Source organism: Streptococcus varani (genome assembly GCF_001375655.1).
Lineage (GTDB): Bacteria > Bacillota > Bacilli > Lactobacillales > Streptococcaceae > Streptococcus > Streptococcus varani.
Genome location: NZ_CTEN01000004.1, coordinates 166,350 through 180,186 on the forward strand (window position 1 = coordinate 166,350; position 13,837 = coordinate 180,186).

Here is a 13,837-nt window from a genome sequence, read left to right on the forward strand (position 1 = left end):
TTATAATCATCTAAGAAGACTTACAGTAAAGCCTTCAAGGAGATTTCCTTCAAATATAGTAACTGTCCCTTGAGGGAAATCAATATCCCAAAAAAGGGCACCAACATCAACTAATCGCTGATAAATTAGTCTTAGAACACCTAAATGGGCAACTAGAGCAAAGTCTTTACCAGCCTTAATGAGATTATCGGTTTGCTTCCAAACCCGCTTCTGAAAGGCTACAAAAGGCTCTGCACCTGGTGGAGTAACCTCAAAGGGAGCTGCTAGCCAAGCTTCCCACATTTCTGTAAACTGTTCTTGAATTTTATCAGCATCTAAACCTTCCCAATCTCCAAATCCTCTTTCATCAAAATCAGATAATTTATTAAGAACTTGATCAGCGCCAAAAATAAGTTCTGCTGTCATATGAGTCCGCAGATGGCAACTGGTATATACTGTATTCAGTTTATGCTTTTTCATTAACCTAGCAACATGGTAAGCCTGTCTGTGCCCTGTTTCATTAATAGGAACATTCAGGCTACCATAAAAACATCTTGCCTTATTAAGATCTGTTTCCCCATGGCGTATTAAGTAAATTTTCATAGTAATAACCCCAACACCATTAACATTTGAGCAATTTCCACAAATGCTCCCAATGTATCACCTGTATGACCATCTATTTTTTGGTAAACAAAGTGGCGATAACCTAAAGCCCCTAAAAATACTAAAAGATAGGCTAATAGTCCTACATTCCCAAAAAAATACCAGAGGAGACCAATCGGCAAGAGCTGTGCAAGGACGATATCAATGAATCTAGCCCCTGTAAAAAACTGACCGGATCCTCCGCCAGCTCTGGCATAGCGCATCTGATAAAGTTGTAAGGCAAGACCTGCTTTACCAATCATAGAGAGCGCAATAACAAGGAACCAGCGTGGCTCTGGAAGATAGGGGTAAGCTGCTAACATGACACTGTAATAGAAGATTAATGCTAGGACACCATTACTACCAATCCTGCTATCCTTCATAATCTCTAACATACGCTCCTTCCTCCGAGAAGAAAAAAGACCGTCAGCCATGTCAGCTAAGCCATCTAGGTGAAAGCCCCCCGTTAGGAGGACATCAAAAAGAAAGCTAAGAACCCAAGCTAGAATACCCGGTAAAACTAACTGAACCAAATAATAGAAAAGGCCAGTAATGCTACCTAAAAGAAGACCAAATAAACTAAGCAATGGAATTCCTTTGCGAACATAGGAGATATCAACTTCCTTATTTATTGAAATACGACTAAAAAATTGGGTGTAAATAATCAGAGCTTTTATCATTTTAATCTCTGCGCGAGGCCACAAATAACAAGATAGACCTCACTTGCCTCCTTTGCTAGTCTTTGATTAACATTACCTAAGAGGTCTCGGAAATATGATCCTAATCGAGTTTCTGGAACGATTCCTAGACCCACCTCATTAGTAACGATGTAAAAGGTAGTGTCTTTTAGGGCCAGAGTGGTCAAAATATCTTCCCACTCAGCCATAACCTTCTGGCTAATCATAGACTGCTCTGTCTTTGTCAAAAAATTATCATCTGACAGGGATAGTTTGCTGGGATAGACTTCAGCTACCCTTTGAAAAAGGACATTCGTCGTCAGCATGCTAGCACAGTCTAGCAAGTAGGCGCCATATGATTGGTCCTGCAACCAGTCTCCAATACCTAGGTACTGCTCACGAGTATCCCAAGTTGCAGGTCTACGTTTTTTGTGTAGTCTAACCCTTTCTTGCCAGTCAGAGTCTTCTTCACGACTAAGACCAGTCGCAATATAGCAAACCTTTTTATGATTCTTCATTAAATCTTCAGCAAACTGGGACTTTCCACTTCTAGCTCCACCAGTGACTAAGATTATATTAGCCATAGATTTCTCCCAATACTTGATCAAAAGCGGTAATAGTTTTATCAATTTCAGTCTCAGTATGGGCTGCAGACATGAAATTCGACTCATATTGAGAAGGTGCAAGATAAATCCCTTTTTCTAGCAAGGTACGATAAACCTGAGCAAATCTTTCCTGATCACTAGCCTTGGAATCCTCAAAGTTACGAACGCTTTTGTTATTGAAAAAGAAACTAAACATAGTACCTACATGCACGACTTGTAATGGAACATTGTGTTCAAGGGCTACCTTTTTTAAACCTTCACAAAGCCGATCAGTCAATCTGGTCATCTTATCGAAGACAGACGGTGTCAAATTTTTAACCGTTTCATAGCCCGCCACCATAGCAATCGGATTACCAGACAGTGTCCCTGCTTGATACACCGTACCCGAAGGAGTAACTATATCCATGTACTTTTTCTTTCCTCCAAATAATGCCATCGGAAATCCTCCGCCAACAACTTTACCAAAACAAATCAAGTCGGCATCAAGATTATAGAGCCCAACTGCTCCAGTATAATTAACACGAAAGCCAGTCATAACCTCATCAACAATAAAAAGAGAACCATACATCTTAGTCAGATGACGAATCTCATCAATAAAACCCTGTTCTGCCTTGATGAGTCCCATATTTCCAGCAACTGCCTCAATAATAACCCCAGCGATGTTTGATCCTTCTTTGTCAAAACAAGCTCTAAGACTGTCGATATCATTATAGGGAAGAGTTAGCGTGTCTTGGGCAGTTCCCTGAGTAACACCAGGTGAGTTGGGGAGGCCAAAGGTTGCCACACCAGACCCTGCTTGGACCAAAAATGAATCGCTATGACCATGATAGCAGCCAATGAATTTTATAATCTTATCACGGCCGGTCACTCCACGAGCCAATCGAATGGCACTCATCGTTGCTTCTGTTCCTGAATTAACCATACGTATCTTTTCCAGTTGGGGAATTCGCTCCTGAAGCAGTTTACCTAATTTTGTTTCCAGGGGACTTGGGGCACCATAACTGGTTCCCTTATACAGCGATTTTTGTACTGCAGAAACCACCTGATCATTGGCATGTCCTAAAATCATAGGCCCCCAAGAAAGAACATAATCGATATAGGCATTCCCATCTACATCGTAGAGATAAGCTCCCTTAGCAGAGTCAATAAAGACAGGGGTACCTCCAACTGCTTTAAAGGCACGAACTGGACTATTAACACCACCAGGAAAGACCTGCTGAGCTTGAGTAAAAGCTAATTCTGATTGTTCTCTTCTGATCACTACTTTACTCCTCTTCTTTCAAATAACGGACCAAGTCCTTGGCAAAATAAGTGATGATAAGGTCTGCACCTGCTCGCTTTATCCCGAGAAGGGTTTCCAGAACAACTGATTTTTCATCAATCCAACCTTGTTGACTAGCCGCCTTAATCATGGCATACTCACCACTGACGTTATAGGCCACTATTGGTAACTGGGTTTGCCCACGTAAGTCACGGATAATATCTAAGAAAGCTAATGCTGGCTTAACCATAAGAAAGTCGGCGCCTTCTTCTTCATCGCTCCGAGCCTCTCTCAAAGCCTCTAAACGATTGGCTGGATCCATTTGGTAGGTTTTTCGGTTGCCAAAAGCTGGTGCACTTTCACCCGCATCTCTAAAGGGACCATAGAAACTAGAGGCAAACTTAATGGCGTAAGACATGATAGGAATATTTTGAAATCCAGCCTCATCAAGCGCCTGGCGAATAACATAAACAAAACCATCCATAGCGTTAGAAGGAGCTATAATATCTGCGCCTGCTCTTGCCTGACTAACTGCCACCTCTGCCAAGCGAGCAAGGGAACTGTCGTTATCCACCTGGTCGCTCTTCAATAGACCGCAGTGACCATGACTGGTAAATTCACAAAGGCAAGTATCAGCAATAACAAGCAATTGGGGATAGGCTTCTTTTATCAAACGAATAGCCCTTTGAACAATCCCTTGAACATCAGAAGCCTGACTTCCAATCTCATCCTTTTCCTTAGGAATACCGAAGAGAATCACGCTTTTAATACCAAGGTTAACAATTTCTTCCACTTCTATTAAAAGTAGATTTAGAGGAAACTGATAGACACCCGGCATGGACGTCACTTCTTGTTTCTCCTCAATATCTTCCTTAATAAAAAGTGGATAAATCAAATCGCTAGTTTGCAAGTAGGTTTCTCTCACAAGATCTCTGAGAGCATCTGATCCTCTCAATCGTCGATGCCGTTTAAATATCATTTTTCTTTCCAACTTTCTCAATAATCATAGTCACCATTTCGCTAAATGATGGCTTTTCTGGTACTAGATCAACCTGATAACCTGACCGTCTAATAGACCTAGCCGTAGTTTGACCGATGGCAACAATCAAATGGTCTTTAGGAAGAGCCTTAACTCGCTCTTCAAAACTTTTCCAAGCAGAAGGACTTGCGAAAGTCCAAACTACCCTCTCTTCAGATAGATAGACTAAAAATTCTTCTGCTACTTCCATATTTGGAACTGTATCATAGAGAAACCATTCAAAAACCTCATGACCAGTTTGAAGCAAGGTTTGGGCTAATTTTGGATTAGCTAGACTGCTCTGTGGCAAAAGAATCTTCTGCTTCTCGAAACCCAAATCCAACCATTCCTTGACTAAATCTGAACCATAATAACTACTTGCCTCTAAATTTATATCAAAACCATGCTCACGTAAAGAATAGCTGGTCTGAGGACCTATAGTTGCTAATTTAATCGGCCTACTTGGTAGAAAGGGCTTAAAAAAATTAACTGCGACTGCACTGGTTAAAAATATCCAATCAGCCTCATTCAAAAAATCTATAGCTCCTTCAGGTATTTTTTTTGCTTCATGCTTAATCAACGGCAGATGAACGCTTTCAAAACCAGCACTAATCAACTTATCAGCAAGATTCTCAGTAAGAGGAATCTCTCGGGTATTAATTACCTTTACGGTCATCTAATTCCCACCACACCTTCTGCCATCAATTTACTAACAGTTTCCTGAGCCAAGAGTGCTCCATCAGAACCAGATGAGCTGACACGGTGACACTTATTATAAGAATCTGCCAACATCACTTCTAGCTGGTAACCCTCTGGTGAAAGCTGGGCAAGAGCTGCAATAGGAAAGGTACAGTCAGCATTCATCAGAGAAAGAACCTTCCGTTCCACAGCTACTGCCGAGGATGTCTCAACATCATTGATTTTTGAGATACGCTCTAAAACTTCTCTATCATTTTTACGACACTCAAGACAAAGAGCTCCCTGAGAAATGGCTGGTAAACAGGTTTCTAAAGAAAGTACTTCAAGGTTCAAGTTATCCTTATTTGTCCACCCCATACGATTGAGCCCAGCCATTGCTAGAACAATAGCGTCGAATTCACCCTTTTCTAGTTTTCCAATTCGGGTATCAATATTCCCTCGAATAGGTTTAAAGATCAAATCGGGCCTTTTTTCCTGAAGTTGAGCTTTTCGACGTTGACTACTGGTCCCAATCACTGATCCAGGCTTCAGGGTTTCAAAGCTGAAACCCGATTCCCGTAAAATGAGGCAATCCCGAACATCTTGACGTTTAGGAATAGCTCCAATCGTACAGCCTTCGGCTAATATAGCAGGTACATCTTTTAAACTATGGACAGCCATATCTATTTCTTCAGATAAAAGAGCTCTCTCTATATCTTTAACAAAGACCCCCTTTCCTCCAATTTTATCTAGACTGACATTGACTAAGTGATCTCCAGTCGTCTTATAGGTGACTAATTCGAATATTACATCTGGATTGAGCTCTCTCAGTCGGCTGATTACTTGCCTAGTCTGCGTCATGGCAAGTTTACTCTGCCTTGTTCCCACCTTAATAACTGTCATTGTTTATCTCCTTATCAGTATTATCGGAAATGTTTAGTCATCCTTGTTTTCTTCCTGTCCAAGGTTAAAAATCTTGCTAAAAAGAGCAATATCATAGGATGCATTATCACCGATTGATAGCTCCTTAACCTGTAAAATAGGCTCTTTTATTAGCTGGTTAATAATACCTTTCATATGCTTGGCAATCAATTTCTCTTCCCTTAATGTCAAATCAGGCAATTTTCGTTTGAGGCTTGATAAAGAGTTAACTTGCATTTCTAAGGCTTTTTCTCGAATTTCTTTTATCAGATGAACAATGCCCAGCTGCTGACGCCATTCATAAAATCGAACCAATTCCTCTTTAATTTCGACGATTAATTTCTCAGCAATGGCGTTTCTTTCAGCATGAAATTGATCCAATTGATTGGTCAAATTTTCAATGGTGTAAAGACATAGTCCCTTTTTAGGATGAACTGTTCTTGGCAAGCAGAGATCAAACACAATAGCATCTTCTTTTAACATGTGAGGGAAAATAATATATTCCTCCACCTTAACAGCTGAAAATACCACATCTGCCTGTGCTATAACTTCGTCTAAAGCATCCCAACCATGGATAGAAACTCGATTATCACCTAGAAAGAATCTGCCTTTTTCCATAGTTCTATTGAGTAGTAGAATCTTTTCAAACGGTCTTTGGAGTCCATACTTAGCGACAAGTTGGCCAATTTCTCCGAGTCCGATAACAGCAATAGTTTTACCTTCATATGAAAAACCTTTGCTCTCCAAAATTTGAATTGCAGTCAAACCAATTGAAATAGGACGAGCATTGATTTGATACTGACCATGCATGCGCTTGGCAAATGTAATAACCTGCCTCGATACTTCATTTAGGATAGCTCCAGTAGTTCCCAACTCTTGTGCCTTCTGAAACCCTCTCTTAAGCTGTCCTAGCACCTGGGTTTCTCCTAAAATTTTTGATTCTAATCCTAAGGAGAGGCGGAGTAGGTGTTCTAAAACCTCGTCCTCCTCTTTCATAATAAGATAAGGATCTAAAGCACTCACTTCAATCGAGAACCAATTGGCTAGAAAATGTCTCGCATAATATCGACCTGTGTGGAGCTGATCCACAACCAGATAGAGCTCTGTGCGATTGCAGGTCGAAATAATAACGCTCTCCAAAACGCTCTTCTCCGCCTTCAATGTTTTTAGAGCGCTAGGCATCTCCTGGTCTGAAAAATGAATCTTCTCAATCAATGAAAAAGGGCTAGTTTTATAGGTTAATCCGACATACAATAGATACATATTTTTGCCTCTTTATAAAAGTTCTAAAAATTTTTCTAATTTACTACGAACCTCTTTGGCTCTAACTGCCGAAAGACCATTGGTTGAAATCATTACAGAAAAATCACTAGCCTGAGCTATGGCAACATTATAAAAATCTGAATAATACTTATCACCAGTATTATTAACTAGCTGACTGGGAACAGCATCTGCCATGACTTGATTGTTGACATCTTGGTCATCTGTACAGGTAAGAACTAGCTTAGCTCCCTCCAAGTCACCTTTTTGATAGGGTCTAGAAAGCCATTCAATCTCTTCAATTGGAATACCTGGATGAATCTCTGGGCTAATCACAGTAACTCTTGCCCCCTCTTTTAAGAGAGTTTTAAGTTTCCTCAAGGCTACCCTTCCTCCACCAATCATAACAACCCTCTTATCTTTAATATTTATCATGACTGGATACATGATACTTCTCCTATTTCTTCTCACGAAAAATTTTACGACTACGTTTGTAAATTGTATCAGATACGCCTAATTTAAAATTTACCAAACGAGCCAGAACAAAAAAATAGTCTGATAAACGGTTGATGTAAACTAATCCTAGAGGATTAACTGCCTCATCATCTTCTATCAAGGCTACCATGCGGCGTTCTAAACGACGAGTAACAGTCCTTGCCTGGTGAAGAGAACTGGCAATCAAATGTCCTCCTGGAATGATAAAGTTTTCTATTTTAGGAGGTTGATCCATATAAGAATCCAATAGCACCTCCAACCAATCAATATTAGATTGCTCTTGCTTGTAGGGTCTTAATTCTCTCGGTGTTGCCAAGTCACTTCCACAATCAAAAAGATGTTGCTGAATTTCTTCACATTCACTTAGAAAATCTGACAATTCAGGATAATCCCTCATCTCAGCAATAATTCTACCTAGGAGTGAGCAAAGTTCGTCCATTGTTCCATAAGCTTCAACCCTTTTATGAGTCTTTGAGACTCGGTCGCCCCCATAGAGTCTTGTATAGCCCGAATCTCCATATTTTGTGTATATGCGCATCAATTAGCCTCCTGATTTACCGGTCATGATTTGATAAATTGCATCAATATCAATACTTTTCCTTAAGATATCTGCCAACTTATCATACTCTTTATTCTTAAAGGTTTCTAGACTCTCTAATTCTTCTTGAATCGGCTCAAGCCCTTTATCTAGACGAATCTCATTAAGATACATTCTGGTCCATGCCATATTATCAAAGATACCATGAAGGTAGGTTCCCTGAACCTGACCTCCGTAGCCAATTGCTCCATCAGCTCGTTCAGTAACTCTTCCATTTTCCAAAAGAATCTTCGAAAACGGAGTCATTTCCGAACCAAGAATGGTTTCTCCCATATGAATCTCGTATCCCTCAAGCATTTGACCTTCGCGCTCTGCTTTTACCTGAGTAGTACGTTTAGTGGACTGAAACGTGGTTCGTATATCTAGAAAACCAAGTCCATCTAACTCTTTGAGAGAGGATTCCACACCAAACGGATCTTCCAAGTACTTACCCAAAATCTGATAACCTCCACAAATACCAAAAATTCGTGTTCCCTGTTCCAAGCACTGCTGAAGTTGTTCTTCTAATCCAGATTCTCTAATATAGAGCATATCCTCGATAGTATTTTTGCTACCTGGTAGGATAAGAAGATCGGGGTTACCAATAGCATCGCCCTTCATCACATAGCGAAGGGAGACATCTGGTTGAATTTCTAAACTATGAAAATCCGTGAAATTCGACATGCGCTTAAGACTAACTACAGCCACATCCAAATCTTTTTCTCGATTAAAACGACGACTTTTCTGAACGAGGCTCACGCTATCTTCACTATCAATATCCAACTGAGCATAGGGAACAACACCTAAAACTGGTACCTGTGTTAAGTCCTCAATCATGTCAATGCCTGATTGAAGTAGAGCGACATCACCTCTAAATTTATTGATAATGACTCCCTTTATACGTACTCTATCCTCTTCTGGGATTAATTTAATAGTACCATAAATGGAAGCAAAAACACCACCCTTATCAATATCCGCGACCAGAACGACTGGAGCATCTACGAGTCTAGCCATTCCCATATTGACGATATCACGGTCATTAAGATTTATTTCCGCTGGACTTCCTGCCCCCTCAAGAACAACGATATCATTTTCATTATACAGTTCTTGATATACATCCTTTATTTTAGGCAAAAGTTCCTGCTTAAACTCATGATAGTCTATTGCATCCATGTCAGTCAGGACCTCACCCATGAAAATTACCTGAGACTTCTTATCTGACGTAGGTTTTAGAAGGACTGGATTCATGCGAACATCTGGCTCAACCTGGGCAGCCTCCGCTTGAAAGACTTGAGCTCTCCCCATTTCATACCCTTTTTTTGTGATAAAAGAATTAAGAGCCATATTTTGCGATTTAAAGGGAACAACTCTTAAACCATCTTGTTTAAAAATTCTGCAAAGACCAGCAACTATTATGCTTTTACCTGCATCAGAGGCAGTCCCTTGGACCATTAATGATTTCGCCATAATCCTCACTTACCCTTTCAAAAAATTCTCTTTCAGTTTTAGCTAAAGGTTCTCCTGTAACCAAATAATGCTTGACTAGCCATGGAAGACTGAGACGAGCAGCTAGGAGAATATCTTTATTCAAAAAAACTTCTCCTGGTTCCCCTTCTAACTCTACTATTCCCTTGTTTAGAACATAAGCATAGTCACAACACTCATACATCAAATCCATGTCATGGCTAGTCAAAATTATTTTTGTACCTGAGGCAGCCAACTTTTTCATTAGATAGAGCATGTGATCACGCCCACGAGGGTCTAATCCTGCAGTAGGTTCATCCAGCAATAGATATTTAGGCCTCAACGCCAAAACCCCTGCAATAGCAACCTTTTTTTTCTGGCCAAAACTGAGATAATGAATTGGCTTACACCTCAGGTGTTCAATATGCATATCCCGAAGAGCATCGTCAACCCTTTCTGTGATTTTTTCAGCGGAGTAATTAAGATTCTTTAAAGCAAGAGCAATATCATCTTCTACCACAGAGTAAAAGAGTTGTTGCTCAGGATCTTGAAAAACAATTCCCACCTCTTGACGGTAAGTATACAAATCCTTTTTAGTTAACCGAATCGGAGATCCATTATAAATCACTTGTCCTGATTGGGGACGGTATAACCCCATAATTACCTTCATCAGTGTTGATTTTCCAGAACCATTAGCTCCCAAAACACCAATGACCTGCCCCTTTTCAAAATCCATGGTAACATCATCAAGAACCTGACCAAATGAGGAGTCATAACTATAAGAAATATTTTCTATCTTTAACATTGCATCTCCATTTCACATTTTCCGAGTAAACTACTAACTTAATAAACGTTCACCATATTCCGTCTCGGATTCAATTTTTTTACCGATTAACCTTTGACTGAGTAGCGAAGACAATGCTTTTTTCATTCATCAAAACGAAGCTCTAACATCTCCGTCATATGACGATTAGCAATCAATAGTTTAGTGAACAATTGACTTGCTAAAAGCCCCATAGATTTGTAACTTTGCCTAAAAGAACCAAAGGAAAATTTCAAATCCAAGGTATCTCTCATCACAATAAATTCTTGCAAGAAGATAAAGATAAAACGATACATGAGCACCATGATTTCTAACAGTTCTTTGGGAAGATGGAGTCGCTTAAAGAGCGTTAGCATTTGCTTAAAAGGAACCGTTAAAACAAAGAAATAGGTCGCAGTTAAACAAGAATAACTTCTGAAGAATACCCGTTCTGTTGCTTCTAATCCCTGCTGAGTAATCACTAGGTATCCGTTAAAGAACGGAACGTGAAGCAAGACATTTGTCGAGTTAAATTCCGTATAACTTACCATCATAGTAATTAAACTAATAATAATAAATGGCAATGGAAGTAAAAGCCATTTAAGATAGGTCTTCCACTTCAAATGGGCCACATAACAAATTAATGGGCTCAGCAATAAGATAAACATAATTTGAATCCTTATTCCGCTAGAAAATGACAGAGACATCAAGACTAGATAGAACAAAAATTTTTTTAAAGGAGGGATATTAAGTATGCGATTATTATAGGCATACTTATCAATTACTAACATTTTTCTTACCTCTGTGGTAGCCAATGATGTAGGTGATAATTCCTACACCAATACTTCCTTGCAAGGTGAACAATAAACTCTCAATTTCGCCACTAGCTGGTTCATATAGAGGCGAAAACCATGGTTGATAATCTGGACGCACCTCAGTAATTGTAGCTTCAGCTCCACCATCAGAGCCACCAAATTCTGAATTACTTGGTGCTAGAAATAGTGCAGCAACTGCTATTAATACACAAGCAAACATTAAAATAATATTTTGTTTTGTTACGTTTTTCATGCTTCAAATACTCCCACTTTTTCTTTGTTACTCGAAACAACAAGATTATAAATTACAACAGACAATAAACCTTCAATAATGGCAATTGGAATTTGTGTTGTCATAAACACACCCATGAATTTTATAGTTGCTCCTAGAACTCCACTTTCAGCATCTGGGAAGGCTAGAGCCAACTGCAATGATGTTGTTAAATAAGTTGCTAAATCAGCAATAAAAGCACACAAGAAAATTGCTACCTTCTTATTAATTTTTAATCCTAAAGCTATCTTATAAACAAAATAACCAACAAATGGACCTACCACAGCCATTGAGAATCCATTAGCTCCTAGCGTTGTCAATCCACCATGAGCTAAGAATAAAGCTTGGAATAGTAAGCAAATAGTTCCCAAAACAACCATTACACTTGGACCAAACATGGCAGTACCAAAGCCTACTCCAGTTGGATGAGAAGTTGACCCTGTTACAGAAGGAATCTTTAATGCAGATAGAATAAATACAAAGGCACCTGATAAAGCCAACCAAACCTTGCTGCTAGGATCTTCTGCAATAGTCTTCTTTAGTTGATATAAACCATAAATAAAGAATGGAACAAAGAGAACAAACCAAAGCAGGGCGCTTTCAGGAGGTAAATATCCTTCCATAATATGCATTGCGTGTACAGGTTTTACTGTAAAAAGAACAAGAAATAAAAGGGTCAAAATGACCAAAGAAACTTTTTTCATAAGTTTGTCTCCTTTTTAAAAAATGATTAATATCTCTACAAAATATTAGTAAAAACTAAATAATGAGATAATAGAGTATCGTCACAGACTAGCAAAAAATAAACTACTACTATTAAACACATGAAATTATTAAATCCAAAGTTAGTATATTAAACTTAGTGAGCTTTTAAAAAAATAAATTGTGATGTGATATCTTTTATTTTTTAACAAGCATCGTCGTGAAATAAGAGAGCTTCTCATTACTTGATAAGCCAGTCAAGCCATGGCAAATAGTCTGCTCTTGGGTGGAAGCCTTACTAACCAGATATGTTTTATCTAATAAGTCATATTTTGCAAGTAGAGGTAGAATGACATCTAGGTGATTAGCAACCTTCATAATAACCAGGGTTTCATGAATCTGGAGAGCTGCTTCTAACTTGTCCTGCTCCGCTGTCGCCGGCAGAACCGCAAAGGATTCTTCGTCCATAACCAGAGGTATTCCGAGACTTGCTGCCATGCTATTGTAAGAGGTAATACCTGGAATTGTCTGAGTATCGATCTGGCTACCAATTAATTCAATGAGGTAACTGTAAGTGCTGTAAACCATTGGATCACCCAACGTAATAAAGCCAACGTTGTATCCATGTTGAACATCAGAAATGATTTCATTAGCAATATCCTTCCACTTTTCTTCCTTGCTTTCTCTGTCTACAACCATCGGAAAATGTCTTTGTTTGATTTGTAAATCTTTGGACAAGTAAGGTTCTGATATAGCTAAAGCTAGACTTTTAGCATGTTTTTTTGCCTCTGGTGTGTAAAGGATATCCAACTCTTGCAAGAGTCTGCTTCCTTTAACTGTTACTAATTCACTATCACCCGGACCGATGCCAATACCATAAAAAATTGCCATAAGTTCCTCCTAATCCATGATTTCTCTCAAATGCTGAATATATAATTCTCTGATTTCCTTAAATTCCCCTAATCCTATCAAATGATAATGCACCTTGTATCCTTTATTTCTAAAGAAGGTAGACCACGAATCTTCCTCTTCAGAAATAAGATCATTAGTGGCATGATCACCTGCTACTAACATAAAGGGAGCCAGATGTATCTCCTTAATTCCTCTATGGTTAAGGCGTCTCTCAATTTTTTCCACAGGTGGATAGGATTCTACACAACCTAGAAAGACTCTTGATTCTTGTAACATGTGATCTAATGCAGCATAAGCAATAAAAGACTGATGCTGGGTCCCATGTCCCATCAAAACAGTAGCAGTGTTTTCTCCATAAGAACCATAATACTTAATCAGAGTCTCTATGACAGACTCATAATCCTCCATTCGATGAAGGAGAGGTTTTCCAATTTTGATTGATTCAAAATAAGAACGATATGTCTCCAGTTGTGTAAGTATTTTATCGTACTCACTTCCTTGAATAATATGTAAAGGTTGGATATAAACCTGACGGATCCCTTCAGATTTCATCTGGTCTAAGACTTCAAAGACAGTTGGTACTTCCAATCCTTCATTTTCCCGAATGCGTCGAATTACCACATTTGAGGTAAAGGCACGGTAAACTGGTAATTCAGGATATTCTGCCTGAATTGCTTTCTCACAAGCTTCAATTGTTTTTTCTCTTGTTTTCGGGTAAGTTGTCCCAAAAGATACTACTAATATAGCTTTTGTCATTT

The 13,837-nt window shown here is 39.1% G+C and carries 17 protein-coding genes; all 17 read right to left on the bottom strand.

The genetic code is table 11. The features are described 5' to 3' along the window. Positions 1–6: 6 nt before the first annotated feature. The gene (locus BN1356_RS09435) at positions 7–582 is read right to left on the bottom strand and encodes a histidine phosphatase family protein (RefSeq protein WP_093651142.1); all 576 of its coding nucleotides are present in this window, start codon (positions 580–582) and stop codon (positions 7–9) included. Next, positions 579–1,301, bottom strand: a complete 723-nt coding sequence (gene cobS / locus BN1356_RS09440; RefSeq protein ID WP_093651143.1) for an adenosylcobinamide-GDP ribazoletransferase — start codon at positions 1,299–1,301, stop codon at positions 579–581. The genes BN1356_RS09435 and cobS overlap by 4 nt, the downstream gene beginning before the upstream one ends. Then, the gene (gene cobU, locus BN1356_RS09445; protein WP_093651144.1) at positions 1,298–1,882 is read right to left on the bottom strand and encodes a bifunctional adenosylcobinamide kinase/adenosylcobinamide-phosphate guanylyltransferase; all 585 of its coding nucleotides are present in this window, start codon (positions 1,880–1,882) and stop codon (positions 1,298–1,300) included. The genes cobS and cobU overlap by 4 nt, the downstream gene beginning before the upstream one ends. Beyond that, complete coding sequence (hemL, locus tag BN1356_RS09450) at positions 1,875–3,161, bottom strand: glutamate-1-semialdehyde 2,1-aminomutase (protein WP_093651400.1); 1,287 nt, start codon at positions 3,159–3,161, stop codon at positions 1,875–1,877. Before hemL ends, cobU begins: the two co-directional genes overlap by 8 nt. Before the next feature lie 7 nt (positions 3,162–3,168). Further along, positions 3,169–4,143, bottom strand: coding sequence for a porphobilinogen synthase (hemB, locus tag BN1356_RS09455; RefSeq protein ID WP_093651145.1), 975 nt, complete (start codon positions 4,141–4,143; stop codon positions 3,169–3,171). Next, complete coding sequence (locus tag BN1356_RS09460) at positions 4,133–4,858, bottom strand: uroporphyrinogen-III synthase (RefSeq protein ID WP_093651146.1); 726 nt, start codon at positions 4,856–4,858, stop codon at positions 4,133–4,135. Before BN1356_RS09460 ends, hemB begins: the two co-directional genes overlap by 11 nt. After that, complete coding sequence (gene hemC, locus BN1356_RS09465; protein ID WP_093651147.1) at positions 4,855–5,763, bottom strand: hydroxymethylbilane synthase; 909 nt, start codon at positions 5,761–5,763, stop codon at positions 4,855–4,857. The genes BN1356_RS09460 and hemC overlap by 4 nt, the downstream gene beginning before the upstream one ends. A gap of 33 nt (positions 5,764–5,796) precedes the next feature. After that, positions 5,797–7,044: a glutamyl-tRNA reductase gene (gene hemA / locus BN1356_RS09470; protein WP_093651148.1), complete on the bottom strand. Its 1,248-nt coding sequence runs from the start codon at positions 7,042–7,044 to the stop codon at positions 5,797–5,799. Positions 7,045–7,056: 12 nt separating this feature from the next. Next, complete coding sequence (locus BN1356_RS09475) at positions 7,057–7,488, bottom strand: precorrin-2 dehydrogenase/sirohydrochlorin ferrochelatase family protein (RefSeq protein ID WP_093651149.1); 432 nt, start codon at positions 7,486–7,488, stop codon at positions 7,057–7,059. A 10-nt stretch (positions 7,489–7,498) separates the two neighbouring features. Then, entirely contained in the window at positions 7,499–8,074 is a 576-nt protein-coding gene (locus BN1356_RS09480; RefSeq protein WP_093651150.1) for a cob(I)yrinic acid a,c-diamide adenosyltransferase, read from the bottom strand. A 3-nt stretch (positions 8,075–8,077) separates the two neighbouring features. Then, positions 8,078–9,580 carry a cobyric acid synthase gene (locus tag BN1356_RS09485; protein ID WP_093651151.1) on the bottom strand — a complete coding sequence of 501 codons (1,503 nt, stop codon included), beginning with the start codon at positions 9,578–9,580 and terminating at the stop codon, positions 8,078–8,080. Beyond that, on the bottom strand, positions 9,543–10,382 hold the full coding sequence (locus BN1356_RS09490; RefSeq protein WP_093651152.1) for an energy-coupling factor ABC transporter ATP-binding protein: 840 nt from the start codon (positions 10,380–10,382) through the stop codon (positions 9,543–9,545). The genes BN1356_RS09485 and BN1356_RS09490 overlap by 38 nt, the downstream gene beginning before the upstream one ends. Positions 10,383–10,504: 122 nt before the next feature. Beyond that, the gene (gene cbiQ, locus BN1356_RS09495) at positions 10,505–11,170 is read right to left on the bottom strand and encodes a cobalt ECF transporter T component CbiQ (protein WP_093651153.1); all 666 of its coding nucleotides are present in this window, start codon (positions 11,168–11,170) and stop codon (positions 10,505–10,507) included. Next, entirely contained in the window at positions 11,157–11,447 is a 291-nt protein-coding gene (locus BN1356_RS09500; protein WP_093651154.1) for an energy-coupling factor ABC transporter substrate-binding protein, read from the bottom strand. The genes cbiQ and BN1356_RS09500 overlap by 14 nt, the downstream gene beginning before the upstream one ends. Continuing rightward, positions 11,444–12,169 carry an energy-coupling factor ABC transporter permease gene (locus BN1356_RS09505; protein WP_093651155.1) on the bottom strand — a complete coding sequence of 242 codons (726 nt, stop codon included), beginning with the start codon at positions 12,167–12,169 and terminating at the stop codon, positions 11,444–11,446. Before BN1356_RS09505 ends, BN1356_RS09500 begins: the two co-directional genes overlap by 4 nt. Before the next feature lie 196 nt (positions 12,170–12,365). Beyond that, positions 12,366–13,058 carry a cobalt-factor II C(20)-methyltransferase gene (locus BN1356_RS09510; protein ID WP_093651156.1) on the bottom strand — a complete coding sequence of 231 codons (693 nt, stop codon included), beginning with the start codon at positions 13,056–13,058 and terminating at the stop codon, positions 12,366–12,368. Between the two features lie 9 nt (positions 13,059–13,067). Further along, a complete protein-coding gene (locus BN1356_RS09515; RefSeq protein WP_093651157.1) occupies positions 13,068–13,835 on the bottom strand; it encodes a sirohydrochlorin cobaltochelatase in 768 nt (255 codons plus the stop codon). Positions 13,836–13,837 lie beyond the last annotated feature (2 nt).

What these genes read in the sequence shown, in the direction of transcription:
- cobU (WP_093651144.1), bottom strand. Translation starts at nt 1,882, where the DNA reads ATGGCTAATATAATCTTAGTCACTGGTGGAGCTAGAAGTGGAAAGTCC.
- BN1356_RS09475 (WP_093651149.1), bottom strand. Translation starts at nt 7,488, where the DNA reads ATGTATCCAGTCATGATAAATATTAAAGATAAGAGGGTTGTTATGATT.
- hemC (WP_093651147.1), bottom strand. Translation starts at nt 5,763, where the DNA reads ATGACAGTTATTAAGGTGGGAACAAGGCAGAGTAAACTTGCCATGACG.
- BN1356_RS09490 (WP_093651152.1), bottom strand. Translation starts at nt 10,382, where the DNA reads ATGTTAAAGATAGAAAATATTTCTTATAGTTATGACTCCTCATTTGGT.
- hemB (WP_093651145.1), bottom strand. Translation starts at nt 4,143, where the DNA reads ATGATATTTAAACGGCATCGACGATTGAGAGGATCAGATGCTCTCAGA.
- BN1356_RS09510 (WP_093651156.1), bottom strand. Translation starts at nt 13,058, where the DNA reads ATGGCAATTTTTTATGGTATTGGCATCGGTCCGGGTGATAGTGAATTA.
- cobS (WP_093651143.1), bottom strand. Translation starts at nt 1,301, where the DNA reads ATGATAAAAGCTCTGATTATTTACACCCAATTTTTTAGTCGTATTTCA.
- BN1356_RS09515 (WP_093651157.1), bottom strand. Translation starts at nt 13,835, where the DNA reads ATGACAAAAGCTATATTAGTAGTATCTTTTGGGACAACTTACCCGAAA.
- BN1356_RS09485 (WP_093651151.1), bottom strand. Translation starts at nt 9,580, where the DNA reads ATGGCGAAATCATTAATGGTCCAAGGGACTGCCTCTGATGCAGGTAAA.
- cbiQ (WP_093651153.1), bottom strand. Translation starts at nt 11,170, where the DNA reads ATGTTAGTAATTGATAAGTATGCCTATAATAATCGCATACTTAATATC.
- BN1356_RS09500 (WP_093651154.1), bottom strand. Translation starts at nt 11,447, where the DNA reads ATGAAAAACGTAACAAAACAAAATATTATTTTAATGTTTGCTTGTGTA.
- BN1356_RS09505 (WP_093651155.1), bottom strand. Translation starts at nt 12,169, where the DNA reads ATGAAAAAAGTTTCTTTGGTCATTTTGACCCTTTTATTTCTTGTTCTT.
- BN1356_RS09435 (WP_093651142.1), bottom strand. Translation starts at nt 582, where the DNA reads ATGAAAATTTACTTAATACGCCATGGGGAAACAGATCTTAATAAGGCA.
- BN1356_RS09480 (WP_093651150.1), bottom strand. Translation starts at nt 8,074, where the DNA reads ATGCGCATATACACAAAATATGGAGATTCGGGCTATACAAGACTCTAT.
- hemA (WP_093651148.1), bottom strand. Translation starts at nt 7,044, where the DNA reads ATGTATCTATTGTATGTCGGATTAACCTATAAAACTAGCCCTTTTTCA.
- BN1356_RS09460 (WP_093651146.1), bottom strand. Translation starts at nt 4,858, where the DNA reads ATGACCGTAAAGGTAATTAATACCCGAGAGATTCCTCTTACTGAGAAT.